Source organism: Pseudomonas sp. SA233, assembly GCF_054792385.1.
Genome location: NZ_CP096449.1, coordinates 4549647 through 4573204 on the forward strand (window position 1 = coordinate 4549647; position 23558 = coordinate 4573204).

A 23558-nucleotide genomic window follows, 5' to 3' on the forward strand; every position below is an offset into this window, starting at 1 on the left:
GCTTGGCACGACTCATGCTCTACACTTGGTAGCCGAATGCAATCGTTTATTTCTGTATTCGTTGAACGAAGAGTCCGCCAACGGCTCCATAAAAAAAACAAACACGTCGAGGAAAATTTGATGCGCATCGTTCGTCAATTGCTGGGCGCCGCCATCGCGGCCGCCGTGATCGCTTCGCCGGCCATGGCCGAAGAACTGACCGGCACCCTGAAGAAGATCAAGGAGTCGGGCACCATCACCCTGGGCCACCGCGACTCCTCCATCCCGTTTTCCTACCTGGCCGGCAAGCCCGAGCCCGTGGGCTACTCGCATGACATCCAGCTGGCTGTCGTCGACGCCCTGAAGAAGCAGCTGGGCACGGACATCAAGGTCCGCTACAACCTCGTCACCTCCCAGACCCGCATCCCGCTGGTGCAGAACGGCACCGTGGACCTCGAGTGCGGCTCCACCACCAACAACGTCGAGCGCCAGCAGCAGGTCGGCTTCTCGGTCGGCATCTTCGAAGTCGGTACCCGCCTGTTGACCAAGGTCAAGGACGGTCAGCCGGCATACAAGGACTTCCCGGACCTGGCCGGCAAGAACGTGGTGACCACCGCAGGTACCACCTCCGAGCGCATCCTCAAGGCGATGAACGCCGACAAGCAGATGAAGATGAACGTGATTTCCGCCAAGGACCACGGTGAAGCCTTCAACATGCTCGAAAGCGGCCGCGCCGTGGCCTTCATGATGGACGACGCCCTGCTCGCCGGCGAAATGGCCAAGGCTCGCAAACCGTCGGACTGGGTCATCACCGGTACCCCGCAATCGTACGAAATCTACGGCTGCATGGTGCGCAAGGATGACGCGGCCTTCAAGAAAGCGGTCGATGACGCCATCGTCGGCTACTTCAAGTCGGGCGAAGTCAACAAGAGCTACGACAAGTGGTTCCAGCAGCCAATCCCGCCAAAGGGCCTGAACCTGCAGTTCCCGATGAGCGACGAGCTGAAGAAACTGATCGCCGAGCCGACCGACAAGGCTGCGGACGAGAAGAAGTCCTGACTCTCAGATAGTGGCCTGGTGCTCAACAGCACCAATCAATACTGCAGGCCACTCATTAGTGTCTAACCTTTCATCCGAGGGCGCCAAGCGCTCTCGGATGCTCGAAGGTGCCCGTGAAACAATCGTCTGAGGGGAAATCCCGATGAATTACAACTGGGACTGGGGCGTGTTCTTCAAGTCCACCGGCGTGGGCAGCGAAACCTATCTGGACTGGTACGTCACCGGCCTGGGCTGGACCATCGCCATCGCCATCTCCGCCTGGATCATCGCCTTGCTGCTGGGCTCGGTCCTCGGTGTCATGCGCACCGTGCCGAACCGTTTGGTATCGGGTATCGCCACCGCCTATGTGGAGCTGTTCCGCAACGTACCGCTGCTGGTGCAGCTGTTCATCTGGTACTTCCTGGTGCCAGACCTGCTGCCAGAAGGCCTGCAGGAATGGTTCAAGCAGGACCTCAACCCGACCACTTCGGCGCTGATCAGCGTGGTCATCTGCCTGGGCCTGTTCACTGCCGCCCGCGTGTGCGAGCAGGTGCGTACCGGCATCCAGGCGCTGCCCCGCGGCCAGGAAGCCGCCGCCCGCGCCATGGGCTTCAGCCTGTCGCAGATCTACACCAATGTGCTGCTGCCACAAGCCTACCGGATCATCATTCCGCCGCTCACCTCGGAATTCCTGAACGTGTTCAAGAACTCGTCGGTGGCGTCGCTGATCGGCCTGATGGAACTGCTGGCACAAACCAAGCAGACCGCTGAGTTCTCGGCGAACCTGTTCGAGGCCTTCACCTTGGCCACGCTGATCTACTTCACCCTGAACATGGGCCTGATGCTGCTGATGCGCATGGTCGAGAAGAAAGTCTCGGTGCCCGGCCTGATTTCCGTAGGGGGCAAATAAATGGACATGGATTTCAGCGAAATCATCCCGGCCCTGCCTGCCCTTTGGGAAGGCATGGTCATGACCCTGCAGCTGATGATAATGGGCGTGGTTGGCGGCATTGTACTGGGGACCATCCTGGCCCTGATGCGCCTGTCGTCGAGCAAGCTGCTGTCGAACGTGGCCGGCGCCTACGTCAACTACTTCCGCTCGATCCCGCTGCTGCTGGTAATCACCTGGTTCTACCTGGCGGTACCATTCGTGCTGCGCTGGATTACCGGCGAGGACACCCCGGTAGGTGCCTTCACCTCCTGCGTGGTGGCATTCATGATGTTCGAGGCCGCGTACTTCTGCGAAATCGTCCGCGCCGGCGTGCAGTCGATCTCCAAAGGCCAGATGGGCGCCGCCCAGGCCCTGGGCATGACCTACGGCCAGACCATGCGCCTGATCATCTTGCCCCAGGCCTTCCGCAAGATGACGCCGCTGCTTTTGCAGCAGAGCATCATCCTGTTCCAGGACACCTCGCTGGTCTACACCGTAGGCCTGGTGGACTTCCTCAACTCGGCACGCTCCAACGGCGACATCATCGGGCGCTCCCATGAGTTCCTGATCTTCGCCGGTGTCGTGTACTTCCTCATCAGCTTCTCCGCTTCGTGGCTGGTCAAGCGCCTGCAAAAAAGGATCGCCGTATGATTTCCATCAAGAACGTAAACAAGTGGTACGGGGACTTCCAGGTACTGACCGACTGCAGCACCGAGGTCAAGAAGGGTGAAGTGGTGGTGGTCTGCGGCCCGTCGGGCTCGGGCAAGTCCACCCTGATCAAGTGCGTCAACGCCCTGGAGCCGTTCCAGAAAGGTGACATCGTGGTCGACGGCACCTCGATCGCCGACCCCAAGACCAACCTGCCCAAGCTGCGTTCGCGCGTTGGCATGGTGTTCCAGCACTTCGAGCTGTTCCCGCACCTGTCCATCACCGAGAACCTGACCATCGCCCAGCGCAAGGTGCTTGGCCGCAGCGAAGCAGAAGCGACCAAGAAGGGCCTGGCCCTGCTCGACCGCGTCGGCCTCGGTGCCCACGCCAAGAAGCACCCCGGCCAGCTGTCCGGCGGCCAGCAGCAGCGCGTGGCCATCGCCCGCGCCCTGTCGATGGACCCGATCGTCATGCTGTTCGACGAACCGACCTCGGCCCTGGACCCGGAAATGGTCAACGAAGTACTGGACGTGATGGTCGAGCTGGCCCACGAAGGCATGACCATGATGTGCGTGACCCACGAAATGGGCTTCGCCCGCAAGGTGGCCAACCGCGTGATCTTCATGGACAAGGGCAACATCATCGAGGATTGCCAGAAGGAAGACTTCTTCGGCAACCCGAGTGCCCGCCACGAACGTACCCAGCACTTCCTCAGCAAGATCCTGCAACACTGATTTTGCTTCACTGAAGCGGTCGGCGCCGCTGCCCTTTCGGGCAGCAGGCGCTGGTCGTGACAAGGCCACTGTGATGAAATGCGATCCTTCGCTTCTTCTCCCTGCCAAGCCTGCCGTGAAATCCCGCCTGCTCCGCCAATTGCTGTTACCGCCACTGATCATCCTGCTGATGGTCGGCCTGGGAATGGCTGGCTACCTGATCAGCGAGAGCAGCGGCATCCGCACCCTCAGCGAAAACGGCGAGCGCCAGCTGGAGCTGCACGCGCGCACGGTCGAGAGCGAAATCAGCAAGTACACCTACCTGCCGAGCCTGCTGGAGCTGGAAGACAGCGTCTCGCATCTGCTCACCGACCCTGACGGCGGCTCGCGGCAGACCGTCAACGAATACCTCGAAGGCCTGAACCGGCGCAGCCGCAGCCGGGCCATCTTCGTCCTCGACACCAACGGCCGTGTCCAGGCTACCAGCAACTGGCGCGATGCCGACTCGTTCCTCGGCGAGGACCTGTCGTTCCGGGCCTACTTCCAGACTGCCGTGCGCGGCGAACCCGGGCGTTTCTACGGTATCGGCAGTACAACCGGCGAGGCCGGCTATTACCTGGCCCACGGCCTGGAGGAACACGGCAAGATCATTGGCGTGGCGGTGATCAAAGTGCGCCTGGACACCCTCGAGGAGCGCTGGCAGCGTGCCCGCCTGGAAGCTTTCGTCAGCGACGAGAACGGCATCATCATTCTCTCCAGCGACCCAGCCCGGCGCCTGAAATCTGTACGCCCGCTGACCCCGCAGATCAAGGAGCGCCTGGCCCGTAGCCTGCAGTACTACTGGTGGCCGCTGAACGAGCTGCAGCCCCTGGCCCGGGAAACCCTGGCCGATGGTGTGGAAAAGCTGACCTTCCCGGCCAACAGCGAAACCGCACAGGGCAAGGCCCGCGAAATGGCCTACCTGGCCCAGACCCGGCGCCTGGTCGACACGCCCTGGCATTTCACCCTGCTGACCCCGCTGCAGGACCTGCGCCGCGAATCCATGGTACAGGGCATCCTGGCAGGCGTGGCCTTCGCCTTGCTGGCGATCCTCGGCATCGCCTGGAACGAACGGCGCAAGGTCATCGCCACTCGCCTGGCAGCCCGCGAGGCCCTGCAGGAAGCCAACAGCCAGCTGGAACGACGGATTACCGAACGCACGGCCGACCTGCGTGCCAGCAACGAACGCCTGAAGGGCCAGATTCGCGAGCGCCGGCATGCCGAGCAGACCCTGCGTCACGCCCAGGATGAACTGGTACAGGCTGGCAAGCTGGCCGCCATCGGGCAGATGTCCACCAGCATTGCCCACGAACTGAACCAACCGCTGGCCGCGCTGCGTACGTTGTCCGGCAACACCGTGCGCTTCCTCGAACGCGGGGCGCTGGAAACCGCCAGCACCAACCTGCGTACCATGAACGACCTGATCGACCGCATGGGCCGAATCACCGCCAGCCTGCGCTCGTTCGCCCGACGCAGTGACGACAGCGGCCAGGCTTCGCTGGCCAAGGCAGTGGACGCTACCTTGCAGGTGCTGGCCAACCGCATCAGCGCCTGCCACCTGCAGCTGCACAATCAGTTCGAGGACCAGCAGCTGGCCATCGACCAGACCCGCCTGGAGCAGATCCTGGTCAACCTGATCGGCAACGCCCTGGATGCCATGGCCGCCCAGCCGCTGCCGCAACTGTGGCTGGAAGGCGAGCTGCAGGGCGACAAGTACCGTTTGCAGGTGCGCGACAATGGCCACGGCATCGACGCCGAGGCGCGCAAGCACCTGTTCGAACCTTTCTTCACCACTAAACCGGGCGAACATGGCCTGGGCCTGGGCCTGACCCTGTCGGCGAGCCTTGCCGCCGCCGCCAAGGGCAGCCTCAACGTCGAGCACCCCGCCAGCGGCGGCACGGCCTTCGTCCTGGCCCTGCCCCTGGTCTCACCCCCTAGCGAATCGGCAGAGCACCCATGAACCAAGCGCCTCTTACCGTCCTGATCGTCGAAGACGACCCGCATGTGCTGCTCGGCTGCCAACAGGCGCTGGCCCTGGAAGACATCGCCTGTGAAGGTGTGGGCAGCGCCGAGCAGGCGCTGGAGCGCATCGGCGACGACTTCGCCGGCATCGTCGTCAGCGATATACGCCTGCCGGGCATCGATGGCCTGGAGCTGCTCAACCGCCTCAAGGCCCGCGACCGCAGCCTGCCGGTGGTACTGATCACCGGCCACGGCGATATCGACATGGCGGTGGGCGCCATGCGCAATGGCGCCTACGACTTCATGGAAAAACCCTTCTCCCCGGAGCGCCTGGTCGACGTGGTGCGCCGCGCCCTCGAACAGCGCGGGCTGTCGCGCGAAGTGGTGGCCCTGCGCCGCCAGTTGGCGGAGCAAAGCAGCCTGGAGGGGCGCATCATAGGCCGTTCGCCGGCCATGGAGCACCTGCGCGAGCTGATCGCCAACGTCGCCGATACCTCGGCCAACGTGCTGATCGAAGGCGAAACCGGTACCGGCAAGGAACTGGTCGCCCGCTGCCTGCACGACTTCAGCCGTCGTCAGGGCCAGCCGTTCGTGGCACTTAACTGTGGTGGCTTGCCGGAAAACCTGTTCGAAAGCGAGATTTTCGGCCACGAGGCCAACGCCTTCACCGGTGCCGGCAAACGCCGCATCGGCAAGATCGAACACGCCAATGGCGGCACGCTGTTCCTCGACGAAGTGGAGAGCATGCCGATCAACCTGCAGATCAAGCTGTTGCGCGTGCTGCAGGAGCGCACCCTGGAGCGGCTGGGCTCGAACCAGAGCATTCCGGTGGACTGCCGGGTGATCGCCGCCACCAAGTCTGACCTGGATGCCATGGGCCAGAGTGGCCAGTTCCGCAGCGACCTGTATTACCGGCTGAACGTGGTGACACTGGAGCTGCCGCCGCTGCGCGAGCGCCGCGAAGATATCCTGCAACTGTTCGAACACTTCCTGCAGCAGTCGGCCCTGCGCTTCGACCGTGAAACACCTGCGCTGGACAGCCAGACCCTGTCGCGCCTGATGGCCCACGACTGGCCGGGCAACGTGCGTGAGCTGCGCAACGTCGCCGAACGCTATGCCCTCGGCCTGCCTGCGTTCAAGAAAGGCCCCAGCGGTGGTGCCAGCCAAGGTCTGGGCTTTGCCGAGGCGGTGGAAGCGTTCGAGCGCAACCTGCTCAGTGATGCCCTGCAACGTACTGGTGGCAACCTGAGCCAGGCCAGCCAGGAGCTGGGAATGGCCAAGACCACGTTGTTCGACAAAGTGAAGAAATACGGCCTCGGCTGACCTCAACCCAACCTGGAAATACAACGTGGACCTGGTATTCAAAGCTGCCCTGGGTGCTGGTGTGGTGGTGCTGCTGGCGGTGCTGTCGAAGACGCGCAATTACTACATCGCCGGGCTGGTGCCGCTGTTCCCCACTTTCGCGCTGATTGCCCACTACATTGTCGGCAAGGGGCGCAGCATTGCCGACCTGAAGACCACCATCCTGTTCGGCATGTGGTCGATCATTCCGTACTTCGTGTACCTGGCGACCTTGTATGTACTGGTCGACCGCATGCGCCTGGAGGCATCGCTGGCGTTGGCCACGGTAGCCTGGCTGATGGCGGCGACCGTGCTGGTGACCTTGTGGGTGCGGATGCACTAGCCTGAAGGCGCACGCAACCCTGTGGGAGCGGCCTTGCGTCGCGAAAGGGCCGCAAAGCGGCCCCGGCATTTTTGCAGGGGGGCTTGAATCCTGGGGCCGCTACGCGCCCCTTTCGCGACGCAAGGCCGCTCCCACAATGGACCGCGCCAGACCTCGATTCACAGCCCTGCGATATGCGTGACATCCTGCCGATGTGCCTGCAGGTAAGGCAACACCGCCCCCAGCAACGGCGCCTTGAACGGCTCCTGGAAGCGGTGCGCCAACCCCGGTATCAAGCGCAGCTGGCTGCCCTGGATATGTGCTGCCAGGTGCACGCCATGCATCACCGGCAGCAACGGATCGGCCGTGCCATGCACTACCAGGGTCGGCACCCGCAACTGGTTAAGCAACTCGACCCTGCTCGGCTCGGCCAGTATCGCCATGATCTGGCGCTTGGCCCCTTCAGGGTTGAACGCCCGGTCGTAGGCCACGGCCGCTTGCTGCAGCAAGGCCGCACGGTCGTCACGCACCTCGGGGCTACCCAGCGCCGCCAGCAGATCAGCCTGCTGCTCGATGGCCACTTCGCGGTTCGGCGCGCTGCGCCGGGCCAGCAACTGCACCAGCGCCGGATCCGGCGCCGGCAACCCCGCCGCCCCTGAACTGGACATGACCAGCGTCAGGCTGCGCACGCGCTCGGGCGCCATGGCCGCCAGGTGCTGGGCAATCATGCCGCCCATGCTCACCCCCAGCACATGAAACTGGCGCACGCCCAACGCATCCATCAAGCGCAGGCCATCGTCCGCCATGTCGGTCAGCGTATAGGGCGCAGCCACCGACAGGCCCAGCTTGTAGCGCAGCAGTTCGACCGTCAGGTTGGCCGTCGGTGGCAACTGGTTCCAGCGTGACAGGCCGACATCGCGGTTGTCATAGCGGATCACCCGAAAGCCCTGGCGGCACAACGCTTCGACCACGTCGTCCGGCCAGTGGATCAGCTGCCCGCCAAGGCCCATCACCAGCAGCAAGGCCGGGTCGCGTGGCGCACCGACGCTCTGGTAGACAAGGCTGACCGCGCCCAGCTCGGCCCGCTGCACCGACACGTGGGCGTCACAACGCTGTTCAGCGAAACTTGCAGGTACGCCGAATACAAAGAAAAGAAAAAGCCAAAAAGCCCGCATGAAAGAAACACCAGAATGCAGATCCCCAGTAGAGCGCGAGTCTGATGAATTCTGTTCGGGCGCGCTGCCACAGTTCAGTGACAGTTTGATGACTCCCGCCAGGCGGTGCGGCGGTACGCCCAGTCGACAGGCGCGGCAACATGAGGGAAACTCAACTCATTCCCTGTTTCCTCAAGTCCACACACCGGAGTCAGCTGTGCTGGAGATCCGTCACCTGAAAACCCTTCATGCCCTGCGCGAGGCCGACAGCCTGGTGGAGGCCGCCGAGCGCCTGCACCTGACCCAGTCGGCGCTGTCGCACCAGTTCAAGGAGCTGGAAGAGCGCCTGGGCCTGCCGCTGTTCGTGCGCAAGACCAAGCCGATCCGCTTCACCAGCGCCGGGTTGCGTCTGCTGCAACTGGCCGATGCCACCCTGCCGCTGCTGCGCGGCGCCGAACGTGACATCGCGCGCCTGGCCGGCGGCACCGCCGGTCGTCTGCACATGGCCATCGAATGCCACAGCTGCTTCCAGTGGCTGATGCCGACCATCGACCAGTTCCGTGACGCCTGGCCGGAGGTGGAGCTGGACCTGGCCTCCGGCTTTGCCTTCGCCCCACTGCCGGCCCTGGCCCGCGGCGACCTCGACCTGGTGGTGACCTCCGACCCGCTGGACCTGGCGGGCATCACCTACGTGCCGCTGTTCACCTACGAGGCGATGCTGGCGGTGGCCAACCAGCATCCGTTGGCCAGCAAGCCCTACATCGTGCCGCAGGACCTGCTCGACCAGACCCTCATCACCTACCCGGTGGAGCGCGACCGCCTGGACATCTTCACCCGCTTCCTGGAGCCAGCCGACATCGAGCCCGCCGCCGTGCGCACATCGGAGCTGACGGTGATGATGATGCAACTTGTGGCCAGCGGCCGTGGCGTGTGCGGCATGCCGCACTGGGCGCTGCACGAGTACAGTTCGCGCGGATATGTGAAGGGCAAGCGCCTGGGTGAAAAAGGCCTGTTCGCCACGCTGTATGCCGCCGTGCGCACCGACATGCTCGATGCGCCATACATGCGCGACTTCCTGCTGACGGCGAAGGACACCTCGTTCGCCACCCTCGATGGTGTCAGCGCGGTGCGCTGACGGCCTGGCGGTATAGCGGCAGGATCAGGTCGCGGGTCAGGGGTGCCAGCTGCATGGCGGGTGCCTGGTCTGCGGCCAGCCACACCACCTCCTCGATCTCCGCGGCCGGCAGCACGGCTGCGGCGCTGTCGACACGGAACAGTTCGGCCTGTACCTCGAAGCCCGGCTCGTTGGCGGCCGGGGCGCTGAACTGGCCCAGGTGCACGGCCTGGGCCGGGTCGATGTGCAGGCCCAGTTCCTCATGCAGCTCGCGCACCAGCGCCTGCACGGGTGTTTCGCCAGCATCGATCTTGCCACCGGGCTGCATGAAAGCCTGGGTGCCGCGTTTGCGTACCAGCAGGGTTCGGCCTTGGGGATCGATCAGCAGGGCCGCGGCGATGCGGATGGTGTTGGGCATGGGGGGCTCACCTGAAACAATGGCCGGGGAGGATCCCATGGGGTTCCTGGCCTGACAAGGCCAGTGTTTCCTGTGCCGGCCTCTTCGCGGGTGAACCCGCTCCCACAAGTGCACCACAAGGCCAGAGAGCGGCGCAGTACCTGTGCGGGTTTACCCGCGAAGAGGCCGGCACAGGTCATAGCAGATCTGGCAGACGAACGGCCCCTTGCCAACCCGTCCCACACCCTCCATAACCAACACATGAACCTGCCCGCCAAACACCACCCGGTGCTCGAGCTGTTCCACCCCGCCGTGCGCACCTGGTTCCGTCGCCACTTCGCCACGGTGACAGATGCCCAGGCCCAGGCCTGGCCGTTGATCCATGCGGGCCAGTCGATGCTGCTGGCCGCACCGACCGGCTCGGGCAAGACCCTCAGTGCGTTTCTGGCCGTACTCGACGAACTGTTCCGCCAAGGCCTGAAGCACCAAGGCGAGCTACCAGCGCAAACCCAGGTGGTCTACGTTTCGCCACTCAAGGCGCTGTCCAACGATATCCGCCTGAACCTGCAAGCCCCGCTCGAAGGCATCAGCCAGGCCATCGCGGACCAGGGCCTGAACGCCCCGCGCATCACCACGGCCGTGCGCAGCGGCGACACTCCGCAGAAGGAGCGTGCCGCCATGCGCAAGCTGGCGCCGCACATCCTGGTGACCACCCCCGAATCGCTCTACGTGCTGATGGGCTCGGCTTCTGGCCGTAAAGGCCTGGCCAGCGTGCACACGGTAATCGTCGACGAAATCCATGCCCTGGCCGGCAACAAGCGCGGCGCCCACCTGGCACTGACCCTGGAGCGCCTGCAGGCCCTGTGCAACCGGCCGTTGCGGCGCATCGGCCTGTCGGCCACGCAACGCCCGGTCGAACGGGTGGCGCAATTTCTGGTCGGCAACGGCCGCCCCTGCGCAATCGTCGATGTCGGCCATGCTCGGCAGCGCGACCTGGCCATCGAGGTGCCGCCAGTGCCGCTGGGTGCAGTGATGGCCACCGATGTCTGGGGCCTGGTCTATGACCGCCTGGCCACCCTGGCGCGCGAACACCGCACCACTCTGGTGTTCGTCAACACCCGGCGACTGGCCGAGCGCATCACCCGCCACCTCAGCGACCGGCTGGGCAAGGACGCGGTTGCCGCGCACCACGGCAGCCTGGCCAAGGAGCTACGCCTGGATGCCGAACAACGCCTGAAGAGCGGCCAACTGCAGGTGCTGGTGGCCACTGCATCGCTGGAGCTGGGTATCGATATCGGCGACATCGATCTGGTCTGCCAGATCGCTTCACCAGGTTCGATAGCGGCCTTTCTGCAGCGGGTCGGCCGCGCCGGCCACCAGGTCGATGGCGTGCCAAAGGGCCGCTTGTTCCCGACCTCGCGCGATGACCTGATCGAATGCGTGGCCCTGCTCGACTGCATACGCCGGGGCGAGCTGGACGAGCTGCACATTCCCCGGGCGCCGCTGGACGTGCTGGCCCAGCAGATCGTCGCCGAAGCCAGCAACCAGCCCTGGCACGAACAAGCCCTGTTCGACTGCCTGCGCCAGGCCACGCCCTATGCCGAACTCGACCAGCAACATTACCAGGCCCTGTTGCGCATGCTCGCCGAGGGCTACAACGGCCGCCAGGGCGTGCGCAGTGCCTATCTGCACCGCGATGCGGTGAGCGGCACCCTGCGTGGCCGCCGCGGCAGCCAGCTGACCGCCCTGACCAGCGGCGGCACCATCCCCGACAACGCCGACTACGCCGTGCTGCTCGAACCGCAGGCGCTGAACATCGGCAGCGTCAACGAAGACTTCGCCGTGGAAAGCATCGCCGGCGACATCTTCCAGCTTGGCAATGCCTCCTATCGAATCCTGCGCGTCGAACCGGGCCGGGTGCGGGTGGAGGATGCCCATGGCCTTCCACCGACCATTCCATTCTGGCTGGGCGAGGCGCCGGGGCGCAGCGACGAGCTGTCCGCCGCGGTGGCCCGGCTGCAGGCGCAGATCGACCAACAGCTGGCTGACAACAACCAGGCCGAGGTGCTGGCATGGTTGCAGGCCACCTTCGAACTGGGTGAAGACGCCGCCGGCCAGTTGCTCGACTACCTGGCCCGCACCCGCGAAGTGCTTGGTGCCCTGCCCTCGCAGGACACGCTGGTGATGGAGCGCTTCTTCGATGAGTCCGGCGGTACCCAGTTGATCATCCATTCGCCCTACGGCAGCCGCATCAACCGCGCCTGGGGCCTGGCCCTGCGCAAGCGCTTCTGCCGCACCTTCAACTTCGAGTTGCAGGCGGCGGCCAGCGAGGACGCCATCGTGCTGTCGCTGTCCTCCAGCCACAGCTTCGAACTGGACGACGTGTGGCGTTACCTGAATAGCCGCAACGCCGAGTCGATCCTTGTCCAGGCACTGCTCGATGCGCCGCTGTTCGGCGTGCGCTGGCGCTGGAACGCCAGCGTGACCATGGCCTTGCCGCGCTTTGTCGGCGGTCGCAAGGTGGCGCCACAGATCCAGCGGATGAAGAGTGAAGACCTGATTGCCGCCGTGTTTCCCGACCAGATCGCCTGCCTGGAGAACATCGTCGGCGAGCGGCAGATTCCCGATCATCCGCTGGTCGAGCAAACCCTCGACGACTGCCTGCACGAGGCGATGGACAGCGAAGGCTGGCTAGCACTTTTGCGGCGCATGGAAAGCGGCACGGTACGCCTGCTGTGCCGCGATCTACCCGCCCCTTCGCCGTTGGCGGCGGCCGTCCTCAATGCTCGGCCATATGCCTTCCTGGATGACGCGCCACTGGAAGAGCGTCGCACGCAGGCAGTGCTCAACCGGCGCTGGAACGAGGTGCAGAACGGCGACGACCTGGGCGCGCTGGACGCCGATGCGATTGCCGCCGTGGCGGCCGAGGCCTGGCCGCAGCCGGGCAACGCCGACGAAATGCATGAAGCGTTGATGGGCCTGGGTGTCATCAGCCAGGACGAAGTGCAGGGCAATGCCGGCTGGGAGCTGCTGCTCAGACAATTGGCCAAGGCTGGCCGGGCCTTGCGGCTGGTGGATGAAAAACTGTGGCTGGCACGCGAGCGGTTGAGTCTGCTGCAGGTGCTGTATCCCGGCTCCCGGCTGGAACCTGCGTTGCAGGTACTGCCAGGCTTCGATCAGGCCATCGAGCCGGACATTGCGCTGGTCGAACTGTTGCGAGCCCGCCTGAGCGGCCATGGCCCGCTGACCCGTGCGCAGATTGCGGCAGCACTTGGCAAGCCGCTGCCGGCCATCGAACAGGCCCTGGCCCGCCTGGAGGCCGAAGGCTATGTGCTGCGTGGGCATTTCAGCCCCGGCGCAAGCGAACTGCAGTGGTGCGAGCGCCATTTGCTGGCGCGCATCCACCGCTACACAGTCAAACGCCTGCGCCGGGAGATCGAGCCGGTCAGCCTGCAGGACTTCGTGCGCTTTCTGTTCGACTGGCAGCACCTGGCTGACGACACGCGCCTGCGCGGCCCGCAAGCCGTGGCCGAGGTACTTGGCCAGTTGCAAGGGTTCCCGAGTGCAGCCGGAGCCTGGGAGGCCGAACTGCTGCCGGCACGTATCAAGGACTACAGCCCGCACTGGCTCGACGATGCCTGCCGTAGCGGGCAGTTTGCCTGGAGCCGGCTGGCGGCGACCGTGTCGAGCAACACCTTGTCGAGCACACCGCTGGTGCTGCTGCCGCGCGAGCATCTTGGGTTGTGGCGCAGCCTTGCCCCCGTACCCGCCCTGGATAGCCTCGGCGCACGAGCGCAACGCGTCCACGAGGTGCTGAACGCACATGGCGCGCTGTTCTTCGACGAGCTGGCACACGACGCCCACCTGCTGCCCAGCGAACTGGAGACGGTCTTGCAAGAGCTGGTAGGCGCAGGCCTGGTGGGGGCCGACAGCTTCACCGGCCTGCGCAGCCTGATCACCCCGGCGGCGAAACGCACATCGCGCAACAGCCGACGCGGCCACCCACCGCTGTCCAGCAGCATGTCCCATGCCGGGCGCTGGGCGTTGCTGCGCAGGGGCGCTGTAGACGACAGCCAGCGCCTGGAGCACATCGCCCGGGCCCTGCTTCGGCGCTATGGCGTGGTGTGCTGGCGCCTGCTGGAGCGCGAAAGCGATGTGCTGCCGCCCTGGCGCGAACTGCTGCGCTGCTATCACCGGCTGGAAGCGCGTGGCGAGATTCGTGGCGGGCGCTTCATTGCCGGGCTGGCCGGCGAACAGTTCGCCTTGCCGGAGGCGGTGGGGCTGCTGCGGCAGGTACGGCGGCGTGAATTGGACGGGGCACTGGTGGTGGTGAGTGCCAGTGACCCACTGAACCTGGTCGGGTCGCTGCTGCCGGGGGCAAAAGTGCCGGCGGTGAGCGGCAACCGCCTGCTGTACCGCGACGGGGTGCCAGTGGCGATGCGGGTGGCAGGGCACTATTCGTACCTGGTCGAAGCGCCGGCACAAGAGCAGGAAAGCTGGCGGCAGAAGCTGCTGCGCGACACTATCTGAATCCCTTGTTGCTGACTTCAGGGCATGCACAGCACCTGTAGGAGCAGCCTTGTGCTGCGAAGAGGCCATTATTGCCGAAGACAATCTGTTTCCCTATTGGCCTCTTCGCAGCACAAGGCTGCTCCTACAAAAGCCCGTGTTGGCCTGAAGACTATCGCCAGGCTCTGCGAGAATGATTTTCGCTACCCCGATTTTAATTTGCACAGCCGAGCAACTTGGCTATGGTCGGGGTTTGCCCCAGGCCCTGAGCCTGACCGCTCCATCGCAAGGACCCTGTATGAGCCTGTCACTTCTCAGTCGCTATGCCTTCTTCGCCGCCTGTGTGCTGTTCACCCTGGCGAGCCTGCCCTTCACCCACCACGAATGGTTGTGGCCGCTCACCCTGAGCACCGGCATCCTTAGCCTCATCGGTCTGTTCGACCTGTTGCAGCAACGCCACGCAGTACGCCGCAACTATCCGATCCTGGGCAACATCCGCTATCTGGTCGAGGCCATTCGCCCGGAAATTCGCCAGTACCTGCTGGAGGCAGACAGCGACGCCCTGCCATTCTCCCGCGCCCAGCGCTCGCTGGTTTACGCAAGGGCGAAGAACGAAGCCTCGGACAAACCATTCGGCACCCTGATCGACGTGTACGAGTCCGGCTTCGAATTCATCGGCCACTCCATGCGCCCGGCGCCATTGGCCGACCCGGCAAGCTTCCGGGTCATCGTCGGCGGGCCGCAGTGCAGCCAGCCATACTCAGCGTCGATCTTCAACATATCGGCGATGAGCTTTGGCTCGCTCAGCGCTAACGCCATCCGCGCCCTCAACCAGGGCGCCAAGCTGGGCAACTTCCACCATGACACCGGCGAAGGCAGCATCAGCCCCTATCACCGCGAGCATGGCGGCGACCTGGTCTGGGAACTGGGCAGCGGCTACTTCGGGTGCCGCACGCCAGACGGGCGCTTCGACCCCGAACGCTTTGCCGCCCAGGCACGCAGCCCGCAGGTGCGGATGATCGAAATCAAGATGAGCCAGGGCGCCAAGCCCGGCCATGGCGGCATCCTGCCCAAGCACAAGGTGACCCGGGAAATCGCCGAAACCCGTGGTGTGCTGATGGGCGAAGACTGCATATCGCCGTCGCGCCACAGTGCCTTCTCCACCCCCATCGAGATGATGCAGTTCATTGCCCAGCTGCGTGAGCTGTCTGGCGGCAAACCGGTAGGTTTCAAGTTCTGCCTGGGCCACCCGTGGGAGTTCATGGGCATCGCCAAGGCCATGCTGGAAACCGGCATCCTGCCCGACTTCATCGTCATCGACGGCAAGGAAGGCGGCACCGGCGCGGCGCCGGTGGAGTTCACCGACCACATTGGCGTACCGCTGCGCGAAGGGTTGCTGTTCGTGCACAACACCCTGGTTGGCCTGAACCTGCGCGACAAGATCAAGCTGGGCGCCAGCGGCAAGATCGTCAGCGCGTTCGACATTGCCAGCGTGCTGGCCATTGGCGCTGATTGGGCCAACTCGGCGCGCGGCTTCATGTTCGCCATCGGCTGCATTCAGTCGCAGAGCTGCCACACCAACAAGTGCCCGACCGGTGTGGCCACGCAAGACCCTCTGCGCCAGCGTGCGCTGGTGGTGCCGGACAAAGCCCAGCGGGTGTTGAACTTCCACCACAATACCTTGCGTGCCCTGGCCGAAATGCTTGCGGCAGCGGGCCTGGAGCACCCGGCGCAGCTGGAAGCCAAGCACCTGGTACGGCGCATCTCGGCCACCGAGATCAAACTGTTCTCGCAGATGCATGTGTTCTTGAAGCCGGGTGAGCTGCTGACTGGCGAGGTGAACGGGCAGTTCTATTCGCGCATGTGGCAATTGGCGCGGGCGGACAGCTTTGAACCGAACAGCGAAGTGGCGGCCTGATAGAACCCTGGGGCTGCTACGCAGCCCATCGCGACACAAGGCCGCTCCTACAGGCGACCGCGCCAGCTGCATGGGTCGCGGTCGCCTGTAGGAGCGGCCTTGTGTCGCGAAAGGGCCGCAAGGCGGCCCCAGCCATTTCAGATCAGGAAGCAGTACTGGCCACACCCTGCGCATCTTTCGGCGCCAGGCGGAATGCGTAGTACAGCACCGTCAGCAGCACCAGGAACGCCGGGCCGATGTACAGCGCCACGCGGGTATCCTCGAAGTACGCCATCAGGCCGACCACCAGCACCAGGAAGGCCAGCGCCAGATACGAGCTCAACGGCCACAGCCACATGCGGTATTTCAGTGCCTTGCGTTCAGTGGCACTGAGGCCGGCGCGGAACTTCAGTTGCGCCAGCAGGATCATCACCCAGGTCCAGATCGCGCCGAAGGTGGCGATCGAAGTCACCCAGACGAAGACCTTCTCCGGCACCAGGTAGTTGGCCAGCACGCCCAGCAGCAGCGCGCCGATCGACAGCAGCAGCGCGTTGCGCGGCACGCCGTTCTTCGACGTACGGGCGAAGGCCGCCGGGGCCTGGCCGTTCTGCGCCAGGCTGTAGAGCATGCGCCCGGTGCTGAAGATGCCGCCGTTGCACGACGACAGCGCTGCAGTGATGACCACGAAGTTGATGATGCCGGCGGCGGTCTTGATGCCCAGGCGCTCGAAGGTCATGACGAACGGGCTGCCCTGGCTGCCGATTTCGCTCCAAGGGTAGATCGACAGGATCACGAACAGCGCACCGACATAGAACAGCAGAATGCGCCAGAACACCGAGCCGATGGCCTGCGGGATGGTCTTTTGCGGGTTGCGTGCTTCACCGGCGGTAAGGCCGATCATTTCCACGCCCAGGTAGGCGAACATGACCATTTGCAGCGACATCAGCACGCCGGTCACGCCATTGGGCATGAAGCCGCCGTTGCTCCAAAGGTTGGAAATACCCACTGCCACGCCGTCATTGCCGAAGCCAAAGGCAATGATGCCGATGCCGCCAAGGACCATGGCGATGATGGTGACGATCTTGATCAGGGCGAACCAGAACTCGAATTCACCAAAGGCCTTGACGGCCACCAGGTTGACCGCCCCCATGCTGCCCAGCGCCGCCAGGGCCCAGATCCAGCGTGGTACGTCGGGGAACCAGATGCCCATGTAGATGGCCACCGCGGTGATTTCGGCAACGCAGGTCACCAGCCACAGGAACCAGTAGTTCCAGCCGGTAAGGAAGCCCGCCAGCGGGCCTAGATAGTCCTGGGCATAACGGCTGAACGAGCCGGCGACAGGGTTGTGCACGGCCATTTCGCCAAGGGCGCGCATGATCACCAGGATGGCCAGGCCGCCGATGACATAGGACAACATGATGGCGGGGCCGGCCATTTCGATGGCCTTGGCCGAACCGAGGAAAAGACCGACACCGATACAGGCGCCCAGCGCCATCAGGCGGATGTGCCGTTCGCCCAGTTCACGCTTGAGCGAGCCGCCTTCAGCGGCCTGGCCGTGGGCAGGGTGGTTGCCGACTGGCATAGCAATACAACCTCATTTTGTTATTGGATTTGACCTTCGTGCAGCACCAGCCAGGCCGATAGGCGTGGCATTGGCTTGCCGAACTGGCCTTGTGGGCCGGCCCGAGTGCCGGAATAGAGCGCCCGGCGAGGCGAAGGGGGCGAGCAGTATAGGAAGACCCTTGCAGGTTTTTTCGCTGTATAAACAGGAATATTCAGCTAGATCTCTGGGGCCGCTTCGCACCCCATTCGCAGCACAAGGCTGCTCCTACAATGGATACGCATTCCCCTGTAGGAGCAGCCTTGTGCTGCGAATGGGACGCGAAGCGGCCCAAAATCGCCCGGCCACCATAGCAACATCGCCGTATGAAGAAACCCACACCAAAGCCGCATAGCCCTACGCCACCTTCTCCGTCTCTTACAAATTTTTCACCTGACCCGCTCAACGTCTAAGCTTCAGACAAGCAAGACGAAAATACCTGGCCGGATAGAAGACTATGGGCGCACTGTGGCAATCGGAACCAAGCAGAACGGAAGCACCCGAGATACCTCCGGCCGAGACGCCACAACCAAAGTCCCCCCGTCAGCGTCGGCTATGGTGGCGGCTGATCATCCTCATCCTGCTGGTGGCGCTGGTTGCCATCGGCTTCGCTGCATATGACGAATTCCGCACCTCCAACCTGCAGTCGCGGGAATTCAGCAAACTGGCCAGCACCCTCACCTATTCGCTGCAACCAGGCCCCAGCGATGCCATCGTCTACCCCGGCGAAGGGCCGTTCGACAAACGCCTGGGCTACAGCGCCCTGGGCGAATTCCTGCCGCGGCTGCTCAAGCGCGACTACCTGATCAGCGAGCAGGTGAAGTTCTCGCCGGCGTTGATGAACTACGTCGATCATGGGCTGTTCGCCCCCTATATCGAGAAAATCCAGGCTGGCCTGTCGATCACCGACTGCCGTGGCGACATGCTGTACCAGTACAACTACCCGCAACACTTGTACCCGGACTTTGCGGCGATCCCGCCGGTTATCGTCAACAGCCTGCTGTTCATCGAGAACCGCGACCTGCTCGACACCAAGGACCCGCGCAACAACCCGGCCGTGGACTGGCCGCGCTTCGCCAAGGCCGCCTACAGCCAGGTGGCCAAGTACCTGGCCCTGCCCGGCCAGTCCGCTGGCGGTAGCACCCTGGCCACGCAGCTTGAAAAGTACCGCCATTCACCGGACGGCCTGACCGTTTCCGGCGCCGAGAAGATCCGCCAGATGATTTCCGCCAGCGTGCGTGCCTATCAGGGCGGCCCTGATACAACCGAGGCGCGCCAGCGCATCGTGCGGGACTACCTCAACAGCGTGCCGCTGTCGGCAGTACCTGGGCATGGCGAAGTGCATGGCATGGCCGAAGGCCTACGGGTGTGGTACGGCGCCGATTTCGACCAGGTCAACCAGGCCCTGAGTTCCACCGCCAGCGACCCTGAGAGCATGGCCGCACGCGGCCTGGCCCTGCGCCAGGTGCTGTCGCTGATGATTGCCCAGCGCCGGCCGTCGCACTACCTGTCAAAGGGGCGGCTCGAACTGGCCGAACTGACCGACGCGCACATCCGCGTGCTGGCCGCCAACAAGGTCATCGAGCAGCCACTGGCCGACGCTGCACTGGCCAGCAAGGCGGTATACCGCGACTGGGTGGCGCAACCGACCATCGTGCCGATCGTCACCAACAAGGGCATCAGCCTGGCACGCAACCGCCTGGCAGCCATGCTCAACCGCCCGCTTTACGATCTCGACCGGCTGGATGTGTCGGCCACCAGCACCCTGCAGTCCGACCTGCAGCTGCAGGTCAGCCAGTACCTGAAAAACCTTGCCGATCCTGAATTCGCGGCGCAGATCGGCTTGATCGGCGAACGCCTGCTCACCGCCAAGACCACCGATCAGGTGAGCTACAGCTTCACCTTGTTCGAGCGCACCGCCGACGGCTCGCGGGTGCGGGTGCAGACCGACAGCACCGACCAGCCATTCGACATCAACGAAGGCAGCAAGCTGGAGCTGGGCTCAACCGCCAAATTGCGGGTGCTCACCACCTATCTGGAGATCATCGCCGAACTGCACGACAAATACGCCGGCAAGCCAGCCGCCGAGTTGAAGAAAGTCGAAGTCGCCGAGCTAGACCGCATCAGCCAGTGGTCGCTGGAATGGCTGGCGCAGAACAGCAAGAACCAGAGCCTGGACGCCATGCTCGATGCCGCGCTGGAACGCAAGTATTCGGCCAACACCGGCGAAGCCTTCTTCACCGGCGGCGGCATGCATGTGTTCAACAACTTCCGCAAGGAAGACAACAGCCGCAACCCAACCCTCAAGGATGCATTGCGCGAATCGATCAACCTGCCGTTCATCCGCCTGATGCGCGACCTGGTGCGCTACGTGACCTACCAGCAACCGTACAACCGCGTGCCGCTGCTCAAGGACGACTCCGACCCGCGCCGCCAGGAATACCTGGCCCGTTTCGCCGACAAGGAAGGCACCAACTACCTGATGCGCTTCTGGAAGAAATACCAGCGCAAGACCTCGCAGCAGCGCCTGGACACCTTCCTCGATAGCATGCGCGTGACCCCGCAACGGTTGGCGGCCGTGCACCGCTACCTGTTCCCCGAGGCTGGCCAGGAAACCTTCAACGCCTTCGTCCGTGCCCACCTCAAGGGTGACAAGATCGTCCTGGGCAAATTGACCGATGGCCGCCTGTCGGAGATGTACGACGCCTATGGCCCGGGCAAGTACGACCTGCCCGACCAGGGCTATATCGCCAAGGTCCACCCACTGGACTTGTGGCTGCTGGGTTACCTGCTGAAGAACCCCGGTTCGACCTTGACCGAAATGGTCAATGCCAGCCGCTTCGAGCGCCAGGAGGTCTACGGCTGGCTGTTCAAGAGCCGCCATCAGGGCGCCCGTGACAGCCGTATTCGCACCATGGTCGAGATCGAAGCGTTCCTCGACATTCACCAGCGCTGGAAGCGCGTGGGCTATCCGTTTGACCACCTGGTGCCTTCGCTGGCCACCGCCATCGGCAGCTCGGGCGACCGCCCTGCCGCCCTCTCCGAACTGGTTGGCATCATCCAGAACGACGGCGTGCGTCTGCCGACCTTGCGTATCGACACCCTGCACTTTGCGGCCAACACGCCTTACGAGACCAAGCTGGTCACCGACCCGGACCGGGGTGTACGGATTCTGCCGGTCGAAGTGGCGCGCGCCCTCAAAGGCGCCATGTCGCAGGTGGTGGATGCGGGCACCGCGCGGCGTATTTCCGGCAGCTTCAAGCTGCAGGACGGCACGCCATTGGTAATGGGCGGCAAGACCGGTACCGGTGACAACCGCATCGAAAGCTTTGGTGCTGGCGGCCGGCTGATCGGCTCGCGCTCGCTGAACCGTACCGCCACCTTCGTGTTCTTCCTGGGTGACAACCATTTCGGCACGTTGACCGCATTCGTGCCGGGGCGCTCGGCAGAGGCCTTCAAGTTCACCTCGGCGCTGCCGGTGCAGGTACTCAAGGGCATGGCGCCGATTCTCATGCCTTACCTGCAACCGGGCAATCCGAACGAGTGCAAGCCGCCGCAGGTTGCCGTGCATACAGCCACACCGCAAGGGGACACATCGAACGAATAGATGATAATCATCTGCAATTGAGGGCTTGTCTTTAGATATATCTTGAGTAATATCTTACGATATATCGCAAACGACGGAGCCCAGCCCCCATGCGCGAACATACCCCCCATGACCCCTTCGAGCGGCGCCCAGGTCGTGGCGAACGCGGCCCGCGCGTCTTCGCTCCCGGCGACCTCAAGCTGCTGATGCTGGCCCTGCTCGCCGAGCAGCCAGGCCACGGCTACGACCTGATCCGCCAGATCGAAAACCTGTTCGACGGCAGCTACAGCCCAAGCCCCGGGGTGATCTACCCCACCCTCAACTTCCTCGAGGAGGCCGAGCTGATCAGCGGCCAGGTGCAGGGCAGCAAACGCCTCTATGCCATCACACCAGCCGGCCGCACCGCCCTGGCCGAACAGGCCGTCGCACTGGACGGCGTGCGCATGCGCATCGAAGTCAGCAAGCGCGCTCTGCGCGGCCACGACCGCCCACCAGAGATTCATGAAGCGGTCGGCAACCTGCGCCACGCACTGCACATGCACAGTGGCCGCTGGACACCGGAAGAAATCGAGCGGGTCCGCGACCTGCTCAATCACGCCGCCAAGGCCATCGCCTCCTCGCCGGCTGAACATGCCAGGGAGACACCCCATGAGTGACACCATTCACCGCGTCAACCACGAAATCCGCCAACGCCGCCTGCAGGTGCTGCGGGTCACCGAACTGACCCCGCGCATGCGCCGCATCACTCTCGGGGGTGCCGAGCTGCAAGGTTTCACCAGCGTGGGCAGCGACGACCATATCAAACTGCTGTTCGCCGAAACGCCGAAGCAACAACAAGCCATCGAGGCTCGCAACCTGGGCCGAGAAGGTGGCGCACGGCCTACCATGCGCGAATACACGCCACGGCGCATCGACCTGGTGGCCAATGAACTGGACATCGACTTCGTGCTGCACGGCGATGGCCCCGCATCCACCTGGGCCGCCCAGGCGGCACCCGGGCAAACCCTGGACATCGCCGGGCCGCGGGCTTCGATGGTGGTGCCGGACATCTTCGACAGCTACCTGCTGATCGGCGACGAAACCGCCATTCCGGCCATTGGCCGCCGCCTGGAGGAATTGCCAGCGGGCCGGCAGGTACTGGCGGTTATCCAGATCGAAGACGAGCAGGAACGCCAGCCACTGCCAAGCAAGGCAAAGGTGGAAGTGATCTGGGTACGTCGCCAACAGGAAGACTTGCTGGCGCTGGTGAAGAACCTGACCTTGCCGCAAGGCCGGTTGTACGGCTGGGTAGCACTGGAAAAAGCCCTGACCCGCCAGGCCAAGGCACTGTTGCTGGAGAAAGGTTTGCCTGAGGATGCGCTCAAGGCTGTGGCCTACTGGCGTGCCGACGGGACTGCGGACGACGAATGATTGTTTATCGCCTGCACTGGCCCTATCGCCGGCAAGCCGGCTCCCACAGGTACCCGCAGCGCTCAAGGGCTGCGCTGTCGTGCAGAGAACCAATATCGCACGTCTGACGCGTCCTTTGTAGGAGCAGCCTTGTGCTGCGAAGAGGCCGGTAGAGCCAATAGACAGGCTTTGTCAGCACCGGCCTCTTCGCAGCACAAGGCTGCTCCTACAGAACCTCGCCGAACCAATGAGTCATGTGTTGTTCTATGAGAGCTGGCTTGCCGGCGATAGGGCCAGTGCAGGTCAAGCCAATCTGTGCAGCCCCCGCCACCGATCCAGCCCCAGCAACACCAGCCCAATCCCCCAGAACCCCGCCAACACCCCCAGGGCATTGAGCACTACCTGCCCATACCCCAGGCTCGCCACGTCGATGAACGGGTAGGCATACACGCCAATCTCGCTCCCACGCCAAAGCGCGTAGGCAAAATACGTCGCCGGGTAAACCGCCCAGACCAGCAGATGCCATAGCCGCAACCTGCCCTTGGGCACCTCGCACCACCAGTACAAGGCATATAGCACGGGCATCACATCGTGCAGCAACTCGTCCGCCAGCCATTGCCAGCCCTGCGGTTGCCACAAGTGACGCAAAAGCACGCTGTAGGCCAATGCCACCAGCACGATGCTGGCAGCCACTGCGGAACTCACCGAAGGCGACAGGAAAAAGCGTTTGGCACGGCCTTCCCGGCCAAACGCCGCATAACTGAGCACCGTTGCCACCAAGGTGTTGGTCAACACGGTGAAATACCCGAACACATTGATCAGGCCACCCACCAGGCTGGCCTGCTCCTGCCAGCGCGCCAGCAGCACCAGATACACCTGCACGGTCAGGCCGAACCAGCCCAGCACGGCCATGCCGGTCAGCCAGGGGCGACGCGGCAT

General features: G+C 64.0%; 17 protein-coding genes. 13 read left to right on the forward strand and 4 right to left on the reverse strand.

The features are described from left to right. The first annotated feature begins 120 nt into the window (after positions 1-120). From M1D87_RS20905 to M1D87_RS20935, 7 genes are all read left to right on the forward strand, one after another. Entirely contained in the window at positions 121-1038 is a 918-nt protein-coding gene (locus M1D87_RS20905) for a glutamate/aspartate ABC transporter substrate-binding protein (RefSeq protein WP_015271573.1), read from the forward strand. Positions 1039-1180: 142 nt separating this feature from the next. After that, complete coding sequence (locus M1D87_RS20910; protein ID WP_123084899.1) at positions 1181-1927, forward strand: amino acid ABC transporter permease; 747 nt, start codon at positions 1181-1183, stop codon at positions 1925-1927. Beyond that, positions 1928-2599 carry an amino acid ABC transporter permease gene (locus tag M1D87_RS20915; RefSeq protein ID WP_013973970.1) on the forward strand — a complete coding sequence of 224 codons (672 nt, stop codon included), beginning with the start codon at positions 1928-1930 and terminating at the stop codon, positions 2597-2599. Beyond that, positions 2596-3330, forward strand: a complete 735-nt coding sequence (locus M1D87_RS20920) for an amino acid ABC transporter ATP-binding protein (protein WP_003258023.1) — start codon at positions 2596-2598, stop codon at positions 3328-3330. The genes M1D87_RS20915 and M1D87_RS20920 overlap by 4 nt, the downstream gene beginning before the upstream one ends. Before the next feature lie 73 nt (positions 3331-3403). After that, positions 3404-5308: a two-component sensor histidine kinase AauS gene (gene aauS / locus M1D87_RS20925; RefSeq protein ID WP_044047147.1), complete on the forward strand. Its 1905-nt coding sequence runs from the start codon at positions 3404-3406 to the stop codon at positions 5306-5308. A 47-nt stretch (positions 5309-5355) separates the two neighbouring features. Then, positions 5356-6633: a two-component response regulator AauR gene (gene aauR / locus M1D87_RS20930; RefSeq protein ID WP_230491511.1), complete on the forward strand. Its 1278-nt coding sequence runs from the start codon at positions 5356-5358 to the stop codon at positions 6631-6633. A 25-nt stretch (positions 6634-6658) separates the two neighbouring features. Then, complete coding sequence (locus M1D87_RS20935) at positions 6659-6994, forward strand: GlpM family protein (RefSeq protein ID WP_013973973.1); 336 nt, start codon at positions 6659-6661, stop codon at positions 6992-6994. A 158-nt stretch (positions 6995-7152) separates the two neighbouring features. Here the strand turns inward: M1D87_RS20935 and M1D87_RS20940 are convergent, their stop codons facing one another. Next, a complete protein-coding gene (locus M1D87_RS20940; protein ID WP_123084901.1) occupies positions 7153-8148 on the reverse strand; it encodes an alpha/beta fold hydrolase in 996 nt (331 codons plus the stop codon). Positions 8149-8344: 196 nt separating this feature from the next. Here M1D87_RS20940 and metR point away from each other — a divergent pair, with 196 nt between their 5' ends. Then, on the forward strand, positions 8345-9262 hold the full coding sequence (gene metR, locus M1D87_RS20945) for a transcriptional regulator MetR (protein WP_003258025.1): 918 nt from the start codon (positions 8345-8347) through the stop codon (positions 9260-9262). Here the strand turns inward: metR and M1D87_RS20950 are convergent. Then, complete coding sequence (locus M1D87_RS20950; protein WP_003258026.1) at positions 9246-9659, reverse strand: NUDIX hydrolase; 414 nt, start codon at positions 9657-9659, stop codon at positions 9246-9248. The genes metR and M1D87_RS20950 overlap by 17 nt on opposite strands. Before the next feature lie 240 nt (positions 9660-9899). On the opposite strand from M1D87_RS20950, the gene M1D87_RS20955 reads away from it, so the two are divergent. Together M1D87_RS20955 and M1D87_RS20960 are read left to right on the forward strand one after the other, a co-directional pair. Continuing rightward, positions 9900-14168 carry a DEAD/DEAH box helicase gene (locus M1D87_RS20955; RefSeq protein WP_123084902.1) on the forward strand — a complete coding sequence of 1423 codons (4269 nt, stop codon included), beginning with the start codon at positions 9900-9902 and terminating at the stop codon, positions 14166-14168. A 277-nt stretch (positions 14169-14445) separates the two neighbouring features. Further along, positions 14446-16065 carry an FMN-binding glutamate synthase family protein gene (locus M1D87_RS20960; RefSeq protein WP_123084903.1) on the forward strand — a complete coding sequence of 540 codons (1620 nt, stop codon included), beginning with the start codon at positions 14446-14448 and terminating at the stop codon, positions 16063-16065. Positions 16066-16207: 142 nt separating this feature from the next. Here the strand turns inward: M1D87_RS20960 and M1D87_RS20965 are convergent, their stop codons facing one another. Next, a complete protein-coding gene (locus M1D87_RS20965) occupies positions 16208-17626 on the reverse strand; it encodes an amino acid permease (RefSeq protein ID WP_123084904.1) in 1419 nt (472 codons plus the stop codon). Positions 17627-18101: 475 nt separating this feature from the next. On the opposite strand from M1D87_RS20965, the gene M1D87_RS20970 reads away from it, so the two are divergent. From M1D87_RS20970 to M1D87_RS20980, 3 genes are all read left to right on the forward strand, one after another. Next, a complete protein-coding gene (locus tag M1D87_RS20970; protein WP_041505630.1) occupies positions 18102-21251 on the forward strand; it encodes a transglycosylase domain-containing protein in 3150 nt (1049 codons plus the stop codon). An 89-nt stretch (positions 21252-21340) separates the two neighbouring features. Then, positions 21341-21886: a PadR family transcriptional regulator gene (locus M1D87_RS20975; protein ID WP_123084905.1), complete on the forward strand. Its 546-nt coding sequence runs from the start codon at positions 21341-21343 to the stop codon at positions 21884-21886. After that, positions 21879-22640 carry a siderophore-interacting protein gene (locus M1D87_RS20980; protein ID WP_123084906.1) on the forward strand — a complete coding sequence of 254 codons (762 nt, stop codon included), beginning with the start codon at positions 21879-21881 and terminating at the stop codon, positions 22638-22640. Before M1D87_RS20975 ends, M1D87_RS20980 begins: the two co-directional genes overlap by 8 nt. 282 nt (positions 22641-22922) lie before the next feature. Here the strand turns inward: M1D87_RS20980 and M1D87_RS20985 are convergent, their stop codons facing one another. Continuing rightward, positions 22923-23558, reverse strand: coding sequence for a Pr6Pr family membrane protein (locus M1D87_RS20985; protein WP_015271585.1), 636 nt, complete (start codon positions 23556-23558; stop codon positions 22923-22925).

What these genes read in the sequence shown, in the direction of transcription:
- M1D87_RS20965 (WP_123084904.1), bottom strand. Translation starts at nt 17,626, where the DNA reads ATGCCAGTCGGCAACCACCCTGCCCACGGCCAGGCCGCTGAAGGCGGC.
- M1D87_RS20960 (WP_123084903.1), top strand. Translation starts at nt 14,446, where the DNA reads ATGAGCCTGTCACTTCTCAGTCGCTATGCCTTCTTCGCCGCCTGTGTG.
- M1D87_RS20915 (WP_013973970.1), top strand. Translation starts at nt 1,928, where the DNA reads ATGGACATGGATTTCAGCGAAATCATCCCGGCCCTGCCTGCCCTTTGG.
- M1D87_RS20975 (WP_123084905.1), top strand. Translation starts at nt 21,341, where the DNA reads ATGCGCGAACATACCCCCCATGACCCCTTCGAGCGGCGCCCAGGTCGT.
- aauS (WP_044047147.1), top strand. Translation starts at nt 3,404, where the DNA reads ATGAAATGCGATCCTTCGCTTCTTCTCCCTGCCAAGCCTGCCGTGAAA.
- M1D87_RS20970 (WP_041505630.1), top strand. Translation starts at nt 18,102, where the DNA reads ATGGGCGCACTGTGGCAATCGGAACCAAGCAGAACGGAAGCACCCGAG.
- M1D87_RS20905 (WP_015271573.1), top strand. Translation starts at nt 121, where the DNA reads ATGCGCATCGTTCGTCAATTGCTGGGCGCCGCCATCGCGGCCGCCGTG.
- M1D87_RS20920 (WP_003258023.1), top strand. Translation starts at nt 2,596, where the DNA reads ATGATTTCCATCAAGAACGTAAACAAGTGGTACGGGGACTTCCAGGTA.
- M1D87_RS20950 (WP_003258026.1), bottom strand. Translation starts at nt 9,659, where the DNA reads ATGCCCAACACCATCCGCATCGCCGCGGCCCTGCTGATCGATCCCCAA.
- M1D87_RS20980 (WP_123084906.1), top strand. Translation starts at nt 21,879, where the DNA reads ATGAGTGACACCATTCACCGCGTCAACCACGAAATCCGCCAACGCCGC.
- M1D87_RS20985 (WP_015271585.1), bottom strand. Translation starts at nt 23,558, where the DNA reads ATGCCGCGTCGCCCCTGGCTGACCGGCATGGCCGTGCTGGGCTGGTTC.
- M1D87_RS20940 (WP_123084901.1), bottom strand. Translation starts at nt 8,148, where the DNA reads ATGCGGGCTTTTTGGCTTTTTCTTTTCTTTGTATTCGGCGTACCTGCA.
- M1D87_RS20955 (WP_123084902.1), top strand. Translation starts at nt 9,900, where the DNA reads ATGAACCTGCCCGCCAAACACCACCCGGTGCTCGAGCTGTTCCACCCC.
- M1D87_RS20910 (WP_123084899.1), top strand. Translation starts at nt 1,181, where the DNA reads ATGAATTACAACTGGGACTGGGGCGTGTTCTTCAAGTCCACCGGCGTG.